We start from the raw sequence: 18,031 nt of genomic DNA, 5'->3' as shown, positions 1-18,031 counted from the left end.
GGGCGTGCGGGGTGCAGACGCCGGGAGTTCTCGCCCGGCCCCGGGTGACACACTTTCCGTGTGCCGCTCACTTTCGACGACCTCGTCCGCCGTGCCCGGGCCCTCCCGCAAGGCGGCCGGCGCGCGCTCCTCGGTATCGCGGGCAGCCCCGGCGCCGGCAAGTCGACGCTCGCCGAGCACCTGGTGAGGGAGCTGAACGGCACCGGTGACCCCTGGGTCGCGCACGTCCCCATGGACGGCTTCCACCTCGCCGACGCCGAACTGGAGCGCCTCGGCCGCCGGGACCGCAAGGGCGCGCCCGACACGTTCGACGCGGCCGGTTACGCGGCCCTGCTGCGGCGGCTGCGCGACGAGTCGGGCGACGATATCGTGTACGCCCCGGGTTTCGAACGCGTCCTGGAGCAGCCGATCGCGGGCGCGATCCCGGTGCCCGCGACGGCCCGTCTGGTCGTCACCGAGGGCAACTACCTCCTCCTGGACACCGGCGCCTGGTCCCGGGTCCGCGCTCTCCTCGACGAGGTGTGGTTCTGCGAGCTGCCCGAGCCGGAACGCGTCCGCCGGCTGGTCGCCCGGCACGAGGAGTTCGGCAAGACGCACGAGGAGGCGGCGGCCTGGGTGGATCGCTCCGACCAGCGCAACGCGGAACTGGTGGCCGAGACCCGTGGCCGGGCCGACCTCGTGGTGCCGGAGTCGGCGCTACCGCGCCTGTCGGCGTGAACCGTCCGTCTAGGGTGCCCTCATGGGCTTGGACATCACCGTGCTGGCGGTGGACTGGGAACGACTCGAAGGGACACCGGCCGAGGACCGGTACGGCCTGCTGACGCACGCCGCGTCCTACGACGACGAGTTCAGCTGGGGCGCGGAGCCGCAGCGGGGCTGGGCCTGGCCGGCGGCACCGGACATGCCGTGGTGCGGCCGGTACGAGTTCCACAGCACGACCGGCTCGTACAAGCCGCACTTCTGGGCCGGGCAGGCCTGGGACGACCTGCGGGAGCACGTCGCCCCGGAAGCGCGCGAGTACCTGGACGCCTTCCTGAGGGACCTGATCTGGGAGGCGGACGACGAAGCCGAAGCCGACGACGGCGTCATCGCCGGTCTGTTCCCGGCGGACCGCCGGCTGCTGCTGGCCTGCCCGCCCGCCACCGTCTCCGCCCTGACCGCGCACTGGGCGCGGGCCGAGCCGCTGCTGGAGGACCTGCGTGAGCCGTACGGTGTCCATGCCGCGTGCCCCGGGCGGTGGATCGAGGACTTCGACGAGTTCTCGGTGCTGCTGCGGGAGTGGGGCACCGTGGTGACCGAGGCCGGCCGCCGAGGACGGGGCCTGATCGGTCTGCCGCTGTGATGCGGGCCCGTCGCCGTGCCCGCCCCACGCGCCGGTTCCCTGTCCGGGCGGGATGAGGCAGGATCGGCCCATGATCAGGTCCGCCACCGTGAACGACATCCCAGAGATCCGGTCGATGATCCGTGAACTCGCCGCTTACGAACGGGCCGAGGAGCAGGCGCGGGCCACCGAGGAGCAGCTGCGCGAGGCGCTGTTCGGCGAACACCCGGCCGCCCACGCCCTGATCGCCCAGGACGACGGCACCGGCGGGACCGTCGGCTTCGCCCTGTGGTTCCCGCGCTTCTCGACCTGGACGGGCATCCGGGGCATGCACCTGGAGGACCTCTACGTACGTCCTTCGGCGCGCGGATCGGGCCACGGCAAGGCCCTCCTCGCGGCCCTGGCCGCGACCTGCCGGCGCAACGGCTACGACCGCTTCGAGTGGTGGGTCCTGAACTGGAACACGCCCACGATCGACTTCTACAAGTCGCTCGGGGTAGACCTGATGGACGAGTGGACCGTGTGCCGGCTCAGCGGCGAGCCCTTGGAGCTGCTCGCCGCCCAGGCACCCGACGTGGTGGATCCGGCCCGCGGCGCGTGAGGCGCGGGCTCAGCCCGGCAGGGCCGGTTCCGCTTCTCCGGACACGTCGCCGGTCACCCGCGTGAGGGCCCCTGCGCGGGACGGTGGGCGCGCAGTGCCAGGGTCAGGGTGTGCGGGCCGAGTCCACCGATGTAGACGCGGTTCCCGGTGGTGGCGTCCGTGCCGCCCACCACGGTGTAGTCCTGACCCGGGTCGTACCGCAGGACCTCGCTCCGGTCCGGCCCGGCCAGCGGTTCACCCGACTCCACCTCGGCCTCGACCCGGATCTCGTCGTCACCGACCCGGTAGGTCATCGGCCCGGTCGTCAGGCACCAGCGCCCGTCGCCGAGGGGGACGGCGCCCTCCGGCACACCACCGGGCCGGAAGGTCAGTTCGAGGCACCAGGGCACCCGTGGTCCGCTGATGTCGATCCGCAGGTCGGCGCCTTCCTCCCGCAGGTCCACCTCGACGCGGGTCGTGTGGGAGACCTCGTCCCGCGGCCGGTCGGGGAAGGCCATGGCGGCCGAGAAGCGTCCCTCGTCCGCCACGAGGTAGGCGCCGTCCCGCCGTTGACGGTCCGGCGACAGCGGCTGGTAGTAGGCGGCTGTGAGGGTTTCGGTGAGCCGGTACCGGTGGTCGGCGGGCTGCCGCACGTCGGCGGCGCGGAACGGGCCCAGGTCGAAGAACCCCCGGGAGAGCCGGACCGCGTCGAGGATCGCGTCCCCGGCGAACAGGCGCAGGAAGGTCGGGTTGCAGGCGAGGCCCGAGCGGATGCGCCGGTGCTCGGGCACGTCGGAGCCGCCGTACACCACGGTGTGGGCGGTGGTGGAGGCGCGTGCGGCCAGGCGGGCGGTGGTGAGGTACCGCTCGCGCGGGAGTGTCTCCGCGTCCGGTGCCGGCAGGACCCGGCACAGCTGAGGGGTGAGGAGGGTCTCGGCGAGCAGGTCGGGGTCGTCGATGCCACCGGCCGCCGCGAGGAGCGCCGCCCGGCTGAAGTCGCCCCGGCCGGTGCGGATCGCGAGCAGCCGGTAGTGCGGCAGGTAGGACGCCAGCGGGAACGGCTGGTTCTGGTCCTGCCGTCGCGAGAGGACCGTCTCCACCGTGCCGTCCGGCCTGATGAGGTCCAGGGTCGTGGCGAGATTGCGTTCGACGGCGTCCCGCAGATCGGGGCGGCCGAGGACCTCGGCCAGCAGCAGCAGCGACGGGTTGGACACATGGGCCGCGTAGTTGGCGCTGCGTTCCGAGTACAGGCCCTCCGCGTCGATGTCCACGCCCTCGGCGAGCCACTCCCCGACGCGGTCGAGGAGCCGGTCGTCGGGGAACGACCTGTGCAGCCGGGCTAGCGCCGCGCACAGCTCCCAGCGGTGGTTCGGGGTGTGCACCCCGCCGGTCAGGAGACTGCCGGTCGCGGCGCCGGCGATCTCGGCGAGCGCGGCCGTGACCTCGCGCAGTTCCGGCCCCGCCCCGGCGGCGAGGACATGCGCGTCGCACACGTCGTTGACGGTGAACCCGGAGTCCGGCGGAGACTGCACGTTGTCGCCCCCGGCGAACAGACCGGTGGACGTCTGCACCGCCCGCAGCGCGCGGAGGTGGGTCATCGCGGCGGCGACGGCCTGTCCGCTGCCGTGCAGAGCCGAGTCCGGGGACCGGTACGCCGCGATCAGGGTCTTCGCCCGGCGCGCCAGGGCGCGGTGGGGCACACCGGCGGGTTCCTCGTCGGGGCGGGCGGCCAGCGGTGCGGCCAGCCGGTCGGCGGCGCCGGCCACCGCGCGGACGAACTCGTGGTCGAGCGCAGGGGGCACGGTCAGTCCTTCAGTCCGGCGTTGATGTCGGCGCCCATGACGTAGCGCTGGAAGACCAGGAAGATGGCGATCAGCGGGATCATCGAGATGACCGACGCGCCGAGCAGGACCGACCAGTTGATGTTCTGCGCGCCGACGATGCTCTGGATGCCGATCTGCACCGTGAACTTGTCGGGGTCGTTGAGCATCAGCAGCGGCCAGATGTAGTCGTTCCACCGCCACTGGAAGGACAGGATGGCGAGGGTCAGCATGATGGGCCTGGAGAGAGGCACCATGATCCGCAGGAAGATCGCCAGTTCACGGGCGCCGTCGATGCGCGCGGCTTCCACGAGTTCGTCGGGAACCGTCAGGAAGAACTGGCGGAACATGAAGCATCCGGTCGCGGTGAGCACGGCCGGGAGGATGATGCCGGCGAAGGAGTTGTAGAGACCGAGGTCGCGGACGACCAGGAACTCCGGGGCGAGCATGACCTCGGACGGCAGCATCGTGGTGGCCAGGATGCCGATGAAGAACACCTTGAGCCATCTGTTGTCGTACTTGGCCAGCGCGTACCCGGTGCAGCAGCTGGCGCCCACCGTGAGGATCGTCGTGATCACGCACACGATGGTCGTGTTGATGAAGTACTGGGAGAAGTTGGCGCTCTCCCACGCCGCCTTGAAACCCGACAGGGTGGGGTCGTGCGGAACCAGCGTCAGCGGATAGGAGAACAGGTCGCCGGCCGGCTTGAAGGAGCTGAGGACGAACCACAGCACCGGCAGTCCGTAGAGGCAGGCCAGGAGCCACAGCAGTGTCGTCGCGGACACCGCCCGCCGGATCCCGCCGGTCCGCGCGCCGCGGGGCCGCTTCTTGGAGACGGCCCGTCCGCGACCGGTGTCGACCGGGCGTGGCATGTCTGTGGTTGTCATCGGTTCTCCACCCGTCGGTTGACGATCAGCTGGATGATCGCGACGGCCATCAGGATGATCATGAGCACGAACGACGCGGCGCTCGCGTAGCCGATCTGGCCCCGTTTGAAGCCGGTCTCGTAGATGTACTGGACGAGCAGGTTGTTCGACGTTCCGGGTCCGCCGTTGTTGAGGGCGACGAACACCGGGTATTCCTTCATCGCGTTGATCGTGTTGAGCAGGATGACGATGAACGAGGTGGGCGCGATGCTCGGCAGGGTGATGCTGATGAACTGGCGCCAGGGGCCGGCGCCGTCGAGCGAGGCCGCCTCGTAGTACGACACCGGCACGTTCTTGATCGCGGCGATGAACAGCAGCATCGAGAAGCCCGTCCAGGCCCAGGACGCCGCCATCACCACCACCAGCAGCGACAGGTCCGCGTTCGACTGCCACGGCACGGCGCTCCCGCCGAACTCGTGGACGATGTAGTTGACCAGTCCGAAGTTCTCACCGAACAGCCACCGCCACAGGACGCCCACGACGATGGGCGACAGCAGCCACGGGATGAAGAAGATGACGCGGGCCACCGACGCGCCCTTGGCGTGCTTGCTCACCACGACGTTGGCGATGAGCAGCGAGAACACGAAGTTAAGCGGAACGAAGAGCACGGTGTACAGCAGCGTCCGGCTCAGCGCGTCGTAGAAGGTGGAGTCCCCGAACAGGGTCTGGTAGTTGTCCAGTCCGACGAACTGGAACGCCCCCACACCCGTGTAGTTCGTGAAGGAGTAGACGAGCCCGATCACCGCCGGCCAGACGAAGAACAGCGCGAAGAGCACGACATTGGCCGAGATGAGAACGAGCGGCGCAAGCGTGTACTTACTGCGTCTCCTGGGCGGGCTCACGGACACGTCCGGGGCGCGTTTGGTCATCTTCCTGACTCCGTGCTGGTGGAATGGGTTCCGGTGGGCTCGGGCCATGAGCCCGGCATCACGTGGGGCCCGGGCCCGGGCGGCGGTGTGTCGACCCCGCCGCCCGGGCCTGCCGGCCTGCGCTCAGCCGCCGACCTGCTGGTTGTAGATGTCCACGATGTTCTGCAGGGCCTTGTCGGACGACTGCTGGCCGTTGATCGCCTTGCCGAGTTCCGTCTTGGTCGGGTCCTCGGGGAGGCTCTTGCCCTTCAGCACCCACTTCGTCTGCGCGGAGTTGAAGTAGCCGGAGATCGGGGCGTACAGCGGGATCGACTCGTTGTACAGCTTGAACGCCGCCTGCGCCGCCTCGGACTTGAAGGGGTACTTGGGGTTCAGGCCGCTCTCGACCGGCAGGAACCCGGACGTCTCACACAGCACCTTGTAGTGGGCCGGCTCGTACAGCCAGGACAGGAACTTCTTGGCGGCGTCGGCCGCGGCGGCGTTGTTGTTGAAGCCCACCGTCATGCCGCCGCTGTTGACGTCGCTGGCCTGCACCGGCTGGGCGGGAGTCGGGACGCTCGCCCACTCGAACTTCTTGATGCTCTCCGCGAAGGCGGGCACCTGCCACACGCCGGACCAGTAGGCGACCACGTCGCCGCTCTGGAACATGGCCGACGGGTCGGCGCCGCTGGTCCACACCGACTTCGGCATGGTCTTGTCGTCGTTCAGTCCGACGAAGTACTTCACGGCCTTCTTGGTCGCCGCGTCCACGGAGAACTTGCCGGAGGAGTCGGCGTGGACGTACTTCCCGCCCATCTCGTACACCATGGCGCGCAGCCGGGACGGCGACTGGTCGAACGTGAGGGAGTACTTGGCGCCGGTCTTCTCGCGGACCTTGTCGGCCGCCTTGATGAAGTCGGTCCAGGTCCAGGTCTTCTGCGGCGAGGCCGGGAAGGAGACGCCGGCCTTCTTGAACAGCGTCTTGTTGATGAACAGGCCGGACGCGGTGACGTCCGAGGGGATGGACAGCACCTTCCCGGAGGAGTCCTTGGCGAGGAAGTTGCCGTTGATCTTGTTGCTCTTCTTGTTGGCGATGGAGCTGAGGTCGATCAGCTTGTTCGCCCAGATCGGGTCCAGCGCCGGTACGGCGGCCACGTCGGGCAGGGAGTTCGCCTGCGCGGCGTTGTGCAGCTTGGCCGGGTAGCCGTCGTAGGGGATGTTGACGAGCTTGACCTTGACGCCGGTTTCCTTCTTGTACTGCGCCACCATCTTCTTCCAGCCCGCGTCCTGACCCGGGACCGTGGAGATCCAGAACGTCAGCGACTTGGCGTTGCCGCCCGAGTCGGAGCCCGACCCGCAGGCGGAGAGCAGAAGGGCACCTGCCGTGGCGACGGCAGCGAGGGGAACAACGCGACGTATACCGCCGCGGCCGAGCCGGCGGGAGCGCCGCACACCCAGACTGGTCATCTTCAATCCCTTTTCGTCGTAGCGGAAGAAGCACGGCGCCAGCCGAGGCGGCACGGGTGCATTTTGCAGGAAATTTCGCTTTCCGGGGGCACGGCCTCGCCCGGCCGCGTCGCCTTGACGGGTGGGGTCCCCGGCCCTGACGGCCGACGTCGCACAAGCTCGCCCTCGTGCGGCTGCCGTACTTCGCGTACGTGCGGGAGGCTCACCCGGAGTCGGCGTCCCGGCCGACTCAGAAAGCGCTTGTCCGGACATTGGCAGACCGATGGCGCAGCCGTCAATGCTTCGCTCGTACAGCTCCGGTCACGGTTTGAATTCCATGGGCGACCGCGAGCCTGCTGGCCCCGGCCACGGTGCCGGTGTCGCCCACCACGCTGCTGACCACCTCGGTGGGCCAGCTCAGCCGGTCCAGCTCGGCCCGCACCCCGGGCAGGAGCTGCGGATCCGCGCCGGTGCCGCCGCCCAGCACGATCAGGCCCGGGTCCAGTACGGCGGCGACGGCGGCGGCCAGCCGGCCCACGTCGGCGGCGTGCGCGTCGATCACGGACCGGGCCGTGACGTGCCCCTGCCCGGCCAGGGCGAGGAGCCGCTCGGCGGTGCGCGGGCGGGGGCCGTCGGCGTCCTGCCAGGCCTCGGCGGCCCGGCGCAGCAGGGTGGGCGAGCCCATGCGCTGCTCCAGGCCCTCGTGGCGCGGGGCGCGGTGCTCGTCCCAGGGGTAGGGCAGCCGCGCCACCTCACCGGCCGCGCCGTTCGCGCCGCGCAGGACCCGGCCGCCGATGACGACGGCGAGACCGATGCCGACGCCGATGCGCAGGTAGCCGAAGGTGTCGCGGCCGACAGCCGCGCCTTCGTGCAGTTCGGCGAGGGCGGCGCAGTTGACGTTGTTCTCCAGGTGCACGGGCACACCCTCGGGCAGCGCGACGGCCATGGCGTCGAAGACCGGGCCGGCCTTGGCTGTCGCGGGACGTTCCCCGGCCCCCTCCCCGTCGCGGGTGGTGACATCGCCGACGGCGACGACGACGGCGCGCAGCGGGGCCCCGGCCGGCAGGGCGTCGAGGACCGTGCGGACGGTGCCGGCGGCCTCCGGCCGGGAGCCGGTGCCCTCGGCGAGCAGGGCGCCGTCCAGCGCGCAGCCGCGCACCCGTGTCGCGGCGGGCCCCAGGTCGACGGCGAGCACGGCACCGGCGGCGGGCCCGAGCCGGTAGACGGCGGCGCTGCGTCCGGTGCCGCCGGAGGCACGCCCGGAGTGGGCGGCGAGCCCGGCGGCCTCGAGTTCGGCCACGGCGGTGGAGACGGTCGGCTTGGAAAGGCCCGCACCGGCCGCCAGCTGGGGGCGGGTGGCCGTTCCCGCTCCCGCCAGTACGTCGAACACCACACGGGCACTCTCACTCAGATGCATGGTCTCCCCAGGTCGTGCTGCGGCCGAGCAGGGCGCCGCAAGGGTCGCGCGGCATCGGGATTCCGTGCCTCTTGACGCGCACCCTACTTCGTTAGTTAACTTCCTAACGAAGTGCACGGTACTCGCCTGCCGTGTCCGGCAGAAGCCCGTCCCGGGGCTTCCCTACCTCTTCAACTGCCGTGGTCCAGCGCGCTGTTCGCCTGCCGTGCGCCGTGTCCGCGCAACGACGAAAGAGGATCCGTGCAGGACTCCACGCCTTACGCGGTCGGTATCGACGTGGGCGGCACCAAGACGCAGCTGCGCGCCTTCGCGGACGGCGAGGACCTCGTCGACCGTGTCCGCAGCAGCAGCGGATGGCGGCCGCACGACCCGGGGGCCGCCGCCGACTGGCTGGCCGCCCTGCTCGCCGACACCCTGCCGTCCGGCGTCCGGCCGGCCGCGCTCGCCGTGGGCGGGCACGCCTGTGAGACACCACGCCAGTGCGCGGGGATCCGGGCCGCGCTCCAGGAGCGACTGCGGGTCCCCGCGCTGGTCGTGGGCGACGCCGAGCTGCTCGTCCCGGCCGCGGGGCTGGACAAGGGCGTCGGCCTGGTCGCCGGCACCGGTTCGGTCGCGGTGGGACGGTTGCCCGACGGCACGGCGGTCCAGGTCGGCGGCTGGGGCGCGGTCCTCGGTGACGAGGGCGGCGCGGCCGGCCTCGTCCGTGAGGCCGCGCGGGCCGTCTGGGCCGCGCACGACCGCGGCGAGGAGCCCGACGCGCTGGCGACCGGACTGGTCGCGGCGTTCGGGGTGGCCGAGGTGCCCGCCCTCGGCGCCGCCCTGGAGGCCGCCACGGACGTCTCCGCCGAGTGGGGCCGTCGCTCCCCCGCCGTGTTCGCCGCCGCCGAGGCCGGCTCACCGCTCGCCCGGGCCGTGATCGCCGAGGGCGGCCGGGCGCTCGCCCGGCTCGTCGTACGGCTGGCCGCGCGCGGGGTGCCGGTGGACGACGTGGTGGTGGCGGGCGGCACGGTGCTCGCCCAGCCCACGCTGTACGAGGCGTTCACCTCCGCGCTCGCCGAGTCCCTGCCCGGAGCCCGGCCGCGGCCGCTGCGGGTGCCGCCGGTCGAGGGCGCGCTGGCCCTGGCCCGTTCGCTTCTGTGAGACGGGCGGCCGCCGTTCACCTTCCGGCCACCGGCCGGTGACCGGACCCTCTCCGGAGGGTCACGACCCGGCCGTAGATCTTCGCTCGTACGCAACAGGTGTCACAGAAGTCGTCAGAGGCACCGGTAGTCGCACCGACCGCACCACCTTCGGCCGCACGGCCGACGCACTGTCGCGCAACGCCACGACTCCTTCCTCGCAGAACTCCAGAGAGGCGCACCCATGCCGTCATCAGCCGGGCACCGCTCCCCCGTCACCGTCGACCGGCGGGGGTTTCTCAGGACCTCCCTCGGTGCCACGGCGGGCCTGCTCGCCGCACCGGCCTTCGCGACGTGGCTCGGCGCCGCCGACGCCAAGGCCGCCACGGGCTTCGCCGCGTTCGTCGACGACTACAAGTCGAACGTCGTCACCAACCTGACCCCGGAGACCAACGCCGTCGTCCGGATCCTGGGCGGCATGGCGAAGGTGTGGAAGACCGGGGACGCCTGGAACACCGGCCGGGTCCTGGACCATGAGGTGCTGCGCGCCAACATGCGCTACTGCGCCCGCGTCACCCAGACCCGCACCGAGGCCCAGGCGAAGGAGGCCTTCCTCTACGACCGCCAGCACCAGAGCTACGCCATGATCGCGGGTCTCGGCCCGCTGGCCGACCTCTACAAGGCGGGCGCCAAGGCCGTCACGTCCATCATCACCGCCCCGGAGGGCACTCCGCCCGGGAAGATCAACGACACCCTGCCGGCCGACGCCCCGGCCGGATCCGCGCTCGGGGCGGGCTCGTACGACTCCGACCTCGGCACGGTGGCCCGGCTGGTCGACACCGTGCGCGGGCCGTTCGCCTCGGGCAACCCGGGCAAGTTCGCCTTCCAGTACCCGCGCCCGTGGCGGATGAACGAGGACAGCGAGGTCGTCGACACCGGGAAGAAGGACGCCCTCGGCTACCCCGTGTACGACTCGGACGTCGTCGTCGCCCCACAGCTGCTGCGCCAGCGCTCCGAGAACGCGGCGGAGGACGGCGGCTTCCCCAGCGGCCACACCAACGCCTTCCACCTGGCCGGTCTGGCCCTGGCGTACGCGGTGCCCGAGCGGTTCCAGGAGCTCGTGACACGGGCGTTCGAGCTCAGCCACACCCGGATCGTGTCGGGCATGCACTCCACCGTCGACGTGATCGGCGGCCGGATCATGGCCACCGCCCTGACCGCCGCGACCCTGGCCGACCCGGCGAACGCGGAGCTCAAGGCAGCGGCCCGCGCCCAGGCCCTCGCCTACTTCACCCAGCGGACCAGCACGACCGCGGACACCCTGTACGCCTACGCCCACCCGGGTGCCGGGGACGCCTACGCCGACCGCGAGGCCAACGCCCGTGCGGTCGGGCCCCGTTTGACGTACGTCCTGCCGCGTCGCGGCCGCAAGGACCCGCTCACCGTGCCGAAGGGTGCGGAGGTGCTGCTGGAGACGCGGCTGCCGTACCTGACCGCGGCCCAGCGACGCGAGGTGCTGCGGACGACCGCGCTGCCCTCCGGGTACGTCCTGCTGGACGGCTTCGAGCAGTGGGGCCGGCTGAACCTGTTCGCCGCGGCGGACGGCTACGGCGCCTTCGACCGGGACGTGACCGTGACGCTGGACGCGGCGGCCGGGGGCTTCCACGCGGCCGACAGCTGGCGCAACGACATCGAGGGCGAGGGCGCTCTGACCAAGCGCGGCACGGGCACGCTCACCCTCACCGGTCACAACCGCTATCGCGGCGGGACCGTCCTGGAGGCCGGCACGCTGGTCGCCGCCTCACCGCGCGCCCTGGGCGAGGGTGACGTCCGGGTCACCGGCGGCACGCTCCGCGCGGACGCGGTCCTGCGGGTGCGCGGTTCGTACGTCCAGGAGTCTGCGTCGACGCTGGAGCTGCCCCTGCGCCGGAGCCACGGCCCGGCCCTCACGGTGGCCCGCCGGGTCCTGCTGGGGCCGGGCAGTGTGCTGTCGCTGCGGCTGGACCCCGAGCGGCCGCCGGTGGCGGGGACGACCGTGCCCGTGCTGTCCGCTCCGCGGCTGCGCGGGCGGTTCGACCGTGTCGAACTCGACTCCACGACGCTGCGGGCCGTGCCCGTCCACACGGCTGACGGTCTGTCGGTGCGCCTCGTGAGGCGGTAGCGCTCTCTGCGGCGGGGGCTGATGCGGAGTGGGCCCATGAGGGACCTCCGGGTCGCTCCCGCCGTTCCCCGCCCCGCGTCAGCCTCGTGCCCGGCGACGAAGGCCACGGGGCGGCCGGCCGCGATCGGCGGCAGCCGCCCCGTCGAGGACGTCGGGCACGCGATCACGGTGTATCGCCGCTGAGCGCCCGGTACGGCGCGAAGCCTCAGTGGGCCGCGTAGAAGAACCCGTCCGCGCTCACGTGCCGCATGACCCGGCCGGCCACCCGGTAACGGCCGTTGGGCACGTCGGGGCACCTCGCCACGTGGACCGCCAGCGGACCGGCGAACTCATAGCCACGGCGTTCGGCGTGGTCGGACAGGCTGTCGGTGAGTGCCTGGCCCACGTCCGTGCCGGTGCGGGTCAGGTGGTCGTGCACGTCGTCGGGGAGTTCCACGTCGTAGGCGTTGGGGACCATGACGCGGCCCTCACTGCACACCACGGCGTTGTCGTCGCACTCACGCCGCAGGGCGTCGACGATCTCGACCGGTTCCTTGTCCGTGAGCCGCGCCCACAGGGCGTCCCATCGGTTCTCCAGCGTCTGTTCCAGCGCACTCAGCGCGCCCATGCCGTCTCTCCTGCCGCATTCGTCGGTTCGGTCGGGGATGCCGGTCGGTGGACCTACCGGCCGTCGAAGTCGTCGGGGCGCACCTCGGCCTCTTCCAAGGCCTCGCGCAGCGTGCGTCCCGTGCCGCCCTGCGGCCGGGAGCGGTTGTCGTCGCGGTGTTCCAGCAGCTCGTCGGTGGTCTCCGTCTTGGGACGGTTCTCCTCGGGCACGGTCATGCCGGTGGCTCCTTACGGGGTCGTGTGCGGCGGCGGGTTCCCGCCCGGCGTACGGGTAACCCCGCGCAGGGCAGCTCATGCTGCCGGAAGAAGCCCTGGTCACCACGGGGCGTGAGCTATGTTGAACGTCCGTGGGAGACGAAGGAGGCGCACCGGTGCCATCGCCGCAGCAGGCACGCGCACAGGCGTCCGCGATCACCTCGGGCAAGGCCGCCCCCGAAGCGGAGGTCTCCGCGTCCGCCCAGCTGCGGGCGCTCTTCGACGGGCCCCGGCTCTCCCCGGGGCAGCGGCGCATCGCGCAGTACCTGATCGAGCACATCACCGAAGCGGCGTTCCTGTCGATCACGGATCTGGCGGACCGGGTGGGTGTCAGCCAGCCCTCCGTCACGCGCTTCGCCTCGGCGGTCGGCTTCAGCGGTTACCCGGCGCTGCGCGAGAAGCTCCAGTCGATCGCGCTGGGCACCTTCGCCGCCGGCCCGGGCGAGGAGAACCGGGGCAACGAGCTGCAGGCGGCGGTCGACGCCGAGATCGAGAACCTGGAGAACCTGCGACGGGACCTCGCCGACCCGGACCAGGTCATCGACGTCGGCCGCAAGCTCTCGTCGTCCGCCCCCCTGACGGTCCTCGGCCTGCGGATCTCGGTCTCGCTGGCGGAGTACTTCGCCTACGCCGCCCGCCGGATCCATCCGGACGTACGGCTGGTGACGCGGGGCGGCAGTGTCGCCTACGACGCGCTGCTGCAGTCACGGGAGGCGGGCGGCACATGGGTGCTGGCGTTCTCCATGCCCCGGCACGCCCAGGAGACCCTCACGGCCGTGCGGGTCGCGCGGGGCGCCGGGCTCAAGGTCGCCCTGATCACCGACCTGGCGCTCGGGCCGCTCGCGGACGAGGCGGACGTCGTCTTCGCCCTGGGGACCGGCTCGCGTCTGGTCTTCGACTCCTACGCGGCGCCCGGGGTGATGTGCTCGGCGCTGCTCCAGGCCATGACGGACGCGGATCCGGAGCGGACCCAGGCGCGGCTGGAGGAGTACGAGCAGGTCGCCGACCAGCACCAGTTCTTCCTGCGGGACTGAGCGGCACCCGGCGCGACCCCACAGCAGGACCATCCACAACAAAGCGCGCATGAATGTTTTCATGCTCCTTGCAAACCGGATGGCATATATAAATACTGCTCACGGATCGCGAACCGGTCGTCCCGGATCCGTTCCGCACCCGTGGGGCCGGGTCCTACCCACTCCGGCGTCCCGGGTGTCCGTGGCGGCCCCGGTCATCCCCTAGGCCGGGGCCGCCCCGACTCGTCGTCCACCCTCACGACGCCGCACACCCGAGAGCGATGATCATGCCCCTGACGACCACGCGCATCAGCCCGGACTGGCCCTGCCAGGTCAAGACCCCCGGGAGCTTCGACTGGGAGCGCTCGGCGGCCAAGTGGCTGCGCGAGCTGGTGCCCACGCGCTACGCCGGATACCCCGCCTTCATCCGGCACCCCGTCCTCCTCGCGCGGCATGCCCAGATCCAGGTCCAGAACGAGATCAGGGTCGCCCGCACCGCCCTGCAGACCGCCCGCGCCGACCTGCCGGGGCTCGGCCTGCACGAGGGGGTCATCGAGCACACGATCAAGCTGTACGCGGCCGAGGTCATGCAGCTCCAGCACATCGCGCGCAGTGTCCGCGCGGTCACCCAGGCCCTTGTGGAGGCGCACCGCCAGCCGTGAGCCGGCGGGCATGATCCGGGCCGTCGCGTGGCACCCGCGGAGGAATGAGCACCATGGAAGTCCGGCGCGGTGAACCGGTGACCACCGTCCTGACCTGGCAGGTGCGTCCCGGCCAGGAACAGCGGTTCGAGGAGTGGACGCACGGCATCACCCGTTGCGCCAGACAGTTCCCCGGCAACGAGGGTGTCTCCTGGCTGGCACCCGAGGACGGCCGCCGCTACCACGCGGTGCTGCGCTGGTCCGACCAGCACCGGCTGGCCGCCTGGCTGGAGTCCGACGAGCGCGCGCACTGGCACCGCCGCATTCAGGACATCGCCACCGAGGTCAGCAGCGAACGCCAGTCGACGAGCGGGATGGAGACCTGGTTCAGCCTGCCCGGGACCACCGAGCAGGCACCGCCGCGGTGGAAGATGGTCCTCACGACCTTCCTCGGCGCCTACCCCTTCACCCTGCTCGTCCAGTGGCTGGTGGCGCCCCGCACCACCGACTGGCCGCTGCCGCTGCGGGCCGCCGTCTTCCCGCTGGTCCTGCTGCCGGTGCTGACCTACCTGGTCATGCCGCGGCTGAGCCGGCTGCTGCGGCTGTGGCTGTATCCGACCCATGGCCGCTGACCGTGTGGGCGAGGCCCGTGTGATGTGTGGGGCGCCCGGGGCGGGTGAGGGGTTCATCCGCACAAGGCGGTCTGCGAATCGGGCCAGGTGTGCCATGCTCAACGCGTGACGAGCGAGCCCGTGACGCCGGCGCAGCCCGGTGCCGCACCGGACCTGGTCGAACTGGCCAAGATCGTCGCCCGGCAACGCGCCGAGCTGGACCGGCTGCGCGACCAGGCGGCCACTTCGGCTGTCGTGGAACGGGCCAAGGGCGCGGTCATGGCGCTGAGCGGGTGCACCGCCGACGTGGCGGGCGAGCAGCTGCTCCAGCGGGCCAAGGCGGCCCGTCACACCTTGCTGGAAGAGTGCTGGATCACCCTTGGGGGCCTCGCTCGCAGGCCTCCGGGCCCGGACCGGCCGGAGGCCTCCGCCGGGCCGGGGGCGCACGACTCCGAGGCGGACGCCCTGGAGCGCTCGGCCGTTCCGGACGACGTCAGCGCTGCCCTGGCGCGCCTCGGCAAGGCCCTCGTTCGGGTGACGACACCGCACGAGCTCGCCCGGTGCCTGCTGAGGCATCTCGGCCCCGAGCTGTCGGCGGACGCGCTCCTGATCTACTCCCGCAGGCCCGACGGCGGCCTCGGACTGATCGGGCACGCGGGCGTCGACGGCCGGCTGGTGGCCCAGTGGTCCCAGGTGCCCCCGCTGAGCGGCATGGCCGCGCTGGACGCGCTGCGGGCGGGAGAGCCGCGCTGGCTGGAGGACTTCACGGCGGACGAGCGGCAGTACCTGCTCATCGGCGACCCTCCCGACCGGTGGCGCTCGCGTGCCTGGCTGCCGGTGCCCGCCGCCGGTGCGGCCGAGGTCTGCATCGGCGTCCTGCGCGGCAGTGCCGGGACGTTCACCGAGCGCGACCGGGTCCATCTGCGGGGGCTCGTAGAGCTGTGCGCCGGCCGGCTGCGTGCCTTCGACACCCCGCCGGAGCGGGACGCCGACGCCGCCACGGACGCGGTGCAGGCGCTCTTCGAGGCGCTGCCGGTCGCGGCGATGCTGCTCACTCCGCTGCGGACCGCGACGGGCGAGACCGAGGACTTCCGGGTGGAGGCCGCCACCGCCCAGGTGAGCGACCTGCTGGGTCGCAGCGGTGAGGAACCGGCCGGGCGGCGGCTGCTGGAGCTGCGGCCGGTCCTGGCGGCCGAGCCGCTGTGGCAGGCCTGCCTCCACGTGCTGACCACCGGGCAGGCGTATGACGGTGAGCCGTTCGCACACGAGGAGCTCGTGGCGGGCGTCGCCGAGCTGTCCGTGTACACCACGCGCGTGGCTCCGCTGGGCGACGCCCTCGTCGTCTCCTGGATCCGGCACGGCTCCTCCGACCGGCAGGAGCAGCGGCTGGCGGACCTGCAACGGCTGGGCAATCTCGGCTGGGCGACCTGGAACCTGGTCACGCAGGAGGCCTCCTGGTCGACCCAGGTGTTCTCCCTCGTCGGCCGGGACCCCGCGCTGGGCCCGGTGCGCCTGTCCGAGGTACCGGAGCTCGCGCTGCCCGAGGACACGCCCGCGCTGACCCGCGCCGTCGGTGAACTCGTCCACGGGGGAAAGGCGTTCGACGTGCCGTTCCGGATCCGGACGAGCGGCGTCATCCGGCATCTGCGGCTGGTGGCCGAGGCGGTGGCCGACCGGCACGGCACACCCGTCGAGGTGCACGGCTTCGTGCAGGACATGACCGCCCGGCGGCGGGCAGAGCTGGCCCTGGTCGAGAGCGAGCGGGCGATCCTGACCCAGCACGACGTGCTCCAGGCCGAACGGACCCTGGCCTCACGGCTCCAGCACGCACTGCTGCCGATGGCCAACCGGCCCGTGCACCTGGCCGGGTTGCGTGTCGAGGTCGCCTACCTGCCGGCCCAGTCCGGGGTGCACGTCGGCGGTGACTGGTTCAGTGCGATCGAACTCCCCGACGGGGACGCGCTGCTGGTCGTCGGCGATGTCGCCGGGCACGGGGTCGACGCGGTGGCCACCATGGCCCAGCTGCGGTTCACCGCGAAGGGCATGGTCATCACGGGCTCGTCGCTGACCGGCGCCCTCGCCCGGCTGAACACGCTGCTGCTGCACTCGCGCGACTCCCACGCCACCGCCACGATGGTGCTGGCCCGCTACAACCCCCGCCGCCGGCGCCTGGTCTGGGCGCAGGCGGGGCACCCCCCTCCGCTGCTGTTGCGTGACGGGGAGGCGCGGTACCTGCCCCGCCCCGGCGGGATCCTGCTCGGGGCGACCTCGTCGCCGGTCTACCAGGAGGCGGAGTGCCGCCTCGACCCGGGCGACCGGCTCATCCTGTACACCGACGGCCTGGTCGAGCACCCGCCGGACAGCATCGACCGAGGTCTCGAGCAGCTCGCCGAGGCGGTGGCGGCTCCGCACGGCGACGGGCCCGGCTCGCTGGGCCCGCTGCTCGCCCGGATGCTCCCGGACGAGCGGCGGGACGACGTGTGCGTGGTGGACGTCCGGGTTCCCGGGGGGCAGGACCGCTAGGCCTGTCCGCCCGTCTCACGTGTCCCCGCGGTGTCTCCAGTACCACCACAGGCCCGCGAGCAGGGCCAGCAGGAACAGGGTGGGCAGCACCAGACCCGGGATGCGGGAGCCGTTCATGGGCGTGGCCTTCGTCGTGCGGCGGTTCGGGCGCCTCGTGCGTCGCCCCGGGCCCAGGGTGCGGCCGGACGCACCGGCCGGTCCGCTGTTTTCCCCAGCCCTTGCCCGCTGTTCGAAGGACGGGGAGCGGCGTCAGTCGGCCGGGTGACCGGGCTCGATGGTGAGTGCGTCGGACAGGCGCAGCAACGGCCCCTCGTGGTCCGCGTGTCCGCCCCATTCGACCGGGTCGAGGACGAAGCCGATGTGGTCACCGCCGCCCACGCGTGTCACGATCCGGCCGACGAACCAGGCCGGCGCGTCCTCCAGGACGAGGGCCCCGCCGTACGCCTCCCGCAGGCGGACGTCCTGGAACTTGTCGGTCAGGTCGCCGGTCCGGCCGCCGAACAGCTCGGCGAGACCGTGCTGGTCACGGCCGAGCAGGTGCACGGCGAGGACATCGGCGTCGCGCGCCACCCGGAAGGTGTGGTTGAGCTCGGACAGCCACACCACGAACCGCACGGGCCGCATCGAGCACTGTGAGGCGAACCCGACGAGACAGCCCGCCCGTTCTCCGCCCGCGGCGGCCGTCACCACGCACATGTCGGGGTTGAGCCGATCGATGAACTCGTCCATGCCGGCCATCGTCACA

Annotated in this window: 17 protein-coding genes; 9 read left to right on the top strand and 8 right to left on the bottom strand. The window is 72.0% G+C overall.

The features are described from left to right. Positions 1–60 precede the first annotated feature (60 nt). The 3 genes from AC0665_RS36045 to AC0665_RS36035 all read left to right on the top strand — a co-directional run bounded on the left by AC0665_RS36045 (position 61) and on the right by AC0665_RS36035 (position 1,922). A complete protein-coding gene (locus AC0665_RS36045; RefSeq protein WP_468639590.1) occupies positions 61–717 on the top strand; it encodes a nucleoside/nucleotide kinase family protein in 657 nt (218 codons plus the stop codon). Between the two features lie 22 nt (positions 718–739). Beyond that, positions 740–1,342, top strand: coding sequence for a hypothetical protein (locus AC0665_RS36040; RefSeq protein ID WP_478706647.1), 603 nt, complete (start codon positions 740–742; stop codon positions 1,340–1,342). Between the two features lie 70 nt (positions 1,343–1,412). After that, positions 1,413–1,922, top strand: coding sequence for an N-acetyltransferase family protein (locus tag AC0665_RS36035; RefSeq protein ID WP_478706646.1), 510 nt, complete (start codon positions 1,413–1,415; stop codon positions 1,920–1,922). Between the two features lie 53 nt (positions 1,923–1,975). On the opposite strand, the gene AC0665_RS36030 is transcribed toward AC0665_RS36035, so the two are convergent. From AC0665_RS36030 to AC0665_RS36010, 5 genes are all read right to left on the bottom strand, one after another. After that, positions 1,976–3,703, bottom strand: coding sequence for a hypothetical protein (locus AC0665_RS36030; RefSeq protein ID WP_478706645.1), 1,728 nt, complete (start codon positions 3,701–3,703; stop codon positions 1,976–1,978). A 2-nt stretch (positions 3,704–3,705) separates the two neighbouring features. Then, positions 3,706–4,608, bottom strand: coding sequence for a carbohydrate ABC transporter permease (locus AC0665_RS36025; protein WP_468412763.1), 903 nt, complete (start codon positions 4,606–4,608; stop codon positions 3,706–3,708). Further along, positions 4,605–5,516, bottom strand: coding sequence for a carbohydrate ABC transporter permease (locus tag AC0665_RS36020; RefSeq protein ID WP_468412765.1), 912 nt, complete (start codon positions 5,514–5,516; stop codon positions 4,605–4,607). Before AC0665_RS36020 ends, AC0665_RS36025 begins: the two co-directional genes overlap by 4 nt. A gap of 123 nt (positions 5,517–5,639) precedes the next feature. After that, a complete protein-coding gene (locus tag AC0665_RS36015) occupies positions 5,640–6,962 on the bottom strand; it encodes an ABC transporter substrate-binding protein (protein ID WP_468414827.1) in 1,323 nt (440 codons plus the stop codon). A gap of 274 nt (positions 6,963–7,236) precedes the next feature. Beyond that, positions 7,237–8,358 carry an ROK family protein gene (locus tag AC0665_RS36010; RefSeq protein ID WP_478611130.1) on the bottom strand — a complete coding sequence of 374 codons (1,122 nt, stop codon included), beginning with the start codon at positions 8,356–8,358 and terminating at the stop codon, positions 7,237–7,239. A 240-nt stretch (positions 8,359–8,598) separates the two neighbouring features. On the opposite strand from AC0665_RS36010, the gene AC0665_RS36005 reads away from it, so the two are divergent. After that, a complete protein-coding gene (locus AC0665_RS36005) occupies positions 8,599–9,498 on the top strand; it encodes an N-acetylglucosamine kinase (protein WP_468414829.1) in 900 nt (299 codons plus the stop codon). A 222-nt stretch (positions 9,499–9,720) separates the two neighbouring features. Then, the gene (locus tag AC0665_RS36000) at positions 9,721–11,637 is read left to right on the top strand and encodes a phosphatase PAP2 family protein (protein WP_478706644.1); all 1,917 of its coding nucleotides are present in this window, start codon (positions 9,721–9,723) and stop codon (positions 11,635–11,637) included. Positions 11,638–11,842: 205 nt separating this feature from the next. Here the strand turns inward: AC0665_RS36000 and AC0665_RS35995 are convergent, their stop codons facing one another. Continuing rightward, positions 11,843–12,244, bottom strand: coding sequence for a DUF3662 domain-containing protein (locus AC0665_RS35995; RefSeq protein ID WP_468414831.1), 402 nt, complete (start codon positions 12,242–12,244; stop codon positions 11,843–11,845). 53 nt (positions 12,245–12,297) lie between these two features. After that, complete coding sequence (locus AC0665_RS35990) at positions 12,298–12,459, bottom strand: hypothetical protein (RefSeq protein WP_366053782.1); 162 nt, start codon at positions 12,457–12,459, stop codon at positions 12,298–12,300. Positions 12,460–12,614: 155 nt separating this feature from the next. Between AC0665_RS35990 and AC0665_RS35985 the strand changes: the two genes are divergently transcribed. From AC0665_RS35985 to AC0665_RS35970, 4 genes are all read left to right on the top strand, one after another. Then, the gene (locus tag AC0665_RS35985) at positions 12,615–13,532 is read left to right on the top strand and encodes a MurR/RpiR family transcriptional regulator (RefSeq protein ID WP_366053781.1); all 918 of its coding nucleotides are present in this window, start codon (positions 12,615–12,617) and stop codon (positions 13,530–13,532) included. 260 nt (positions 13,533–13,792) lie between these two features. After that, on the top strand, positions 13,793–14,173 hold the full coding sequence (locus tag AC0665_RS35980; RefSeq protein ID WP_363122526.1) for a hypothetical protein: 381 nt from the start codon (positions 13,793–13,795) through the stop codon (positions 14,171–14,173). 44 nt (positions 14,174–14,217) lie between these two features. Beyond that, entirely contained in the window at positions 14,218–14,784 is a 567-nt protein-coding gene (locus AC0665_RS35975) for an antibiotic biosynthesis monooxygenase (protein ID WP_478706643.1), read from the top strand. Between the two features lie 105 nt (positions 14,785–14,889). Next, complete coding sequence (locus AC0665_RS35970; protein WP_478706642.1) at positions 14,890–17,286, top strand: SpoIIE family protein phosphatase; 2,397 nt, start codon at positions 14,890–14,892, stop codon at positions 17,284–17,286. 249 nt (positions 17,287–17,535) lie between these two features. Here AC0665_RS35970 and AC0665_RS35965 read toward each other — a convergent pair whose 3' ends face one another. Beyond that, a complete protein-coding gene (locus tag AC0665_RS35965) occupies positions 17,536–18,024 on the bottom strand; it encodes a flavin reductase family protein (protein WP_468414835.1) in 489 nt (162 codons plus the stop codon). Between the last annotated feature and the right edge of the window lie 7 nt (positions 18,025–18,031).

Source organism: Streptomyces sp. NPDC043685 (genome assembly GCF_056436585.1).
The sequence above is the reverse complement of the archived record's forward strand: the minus strand, read 5'-3'. Positions and strand labels throughout refer to the sequence as shown.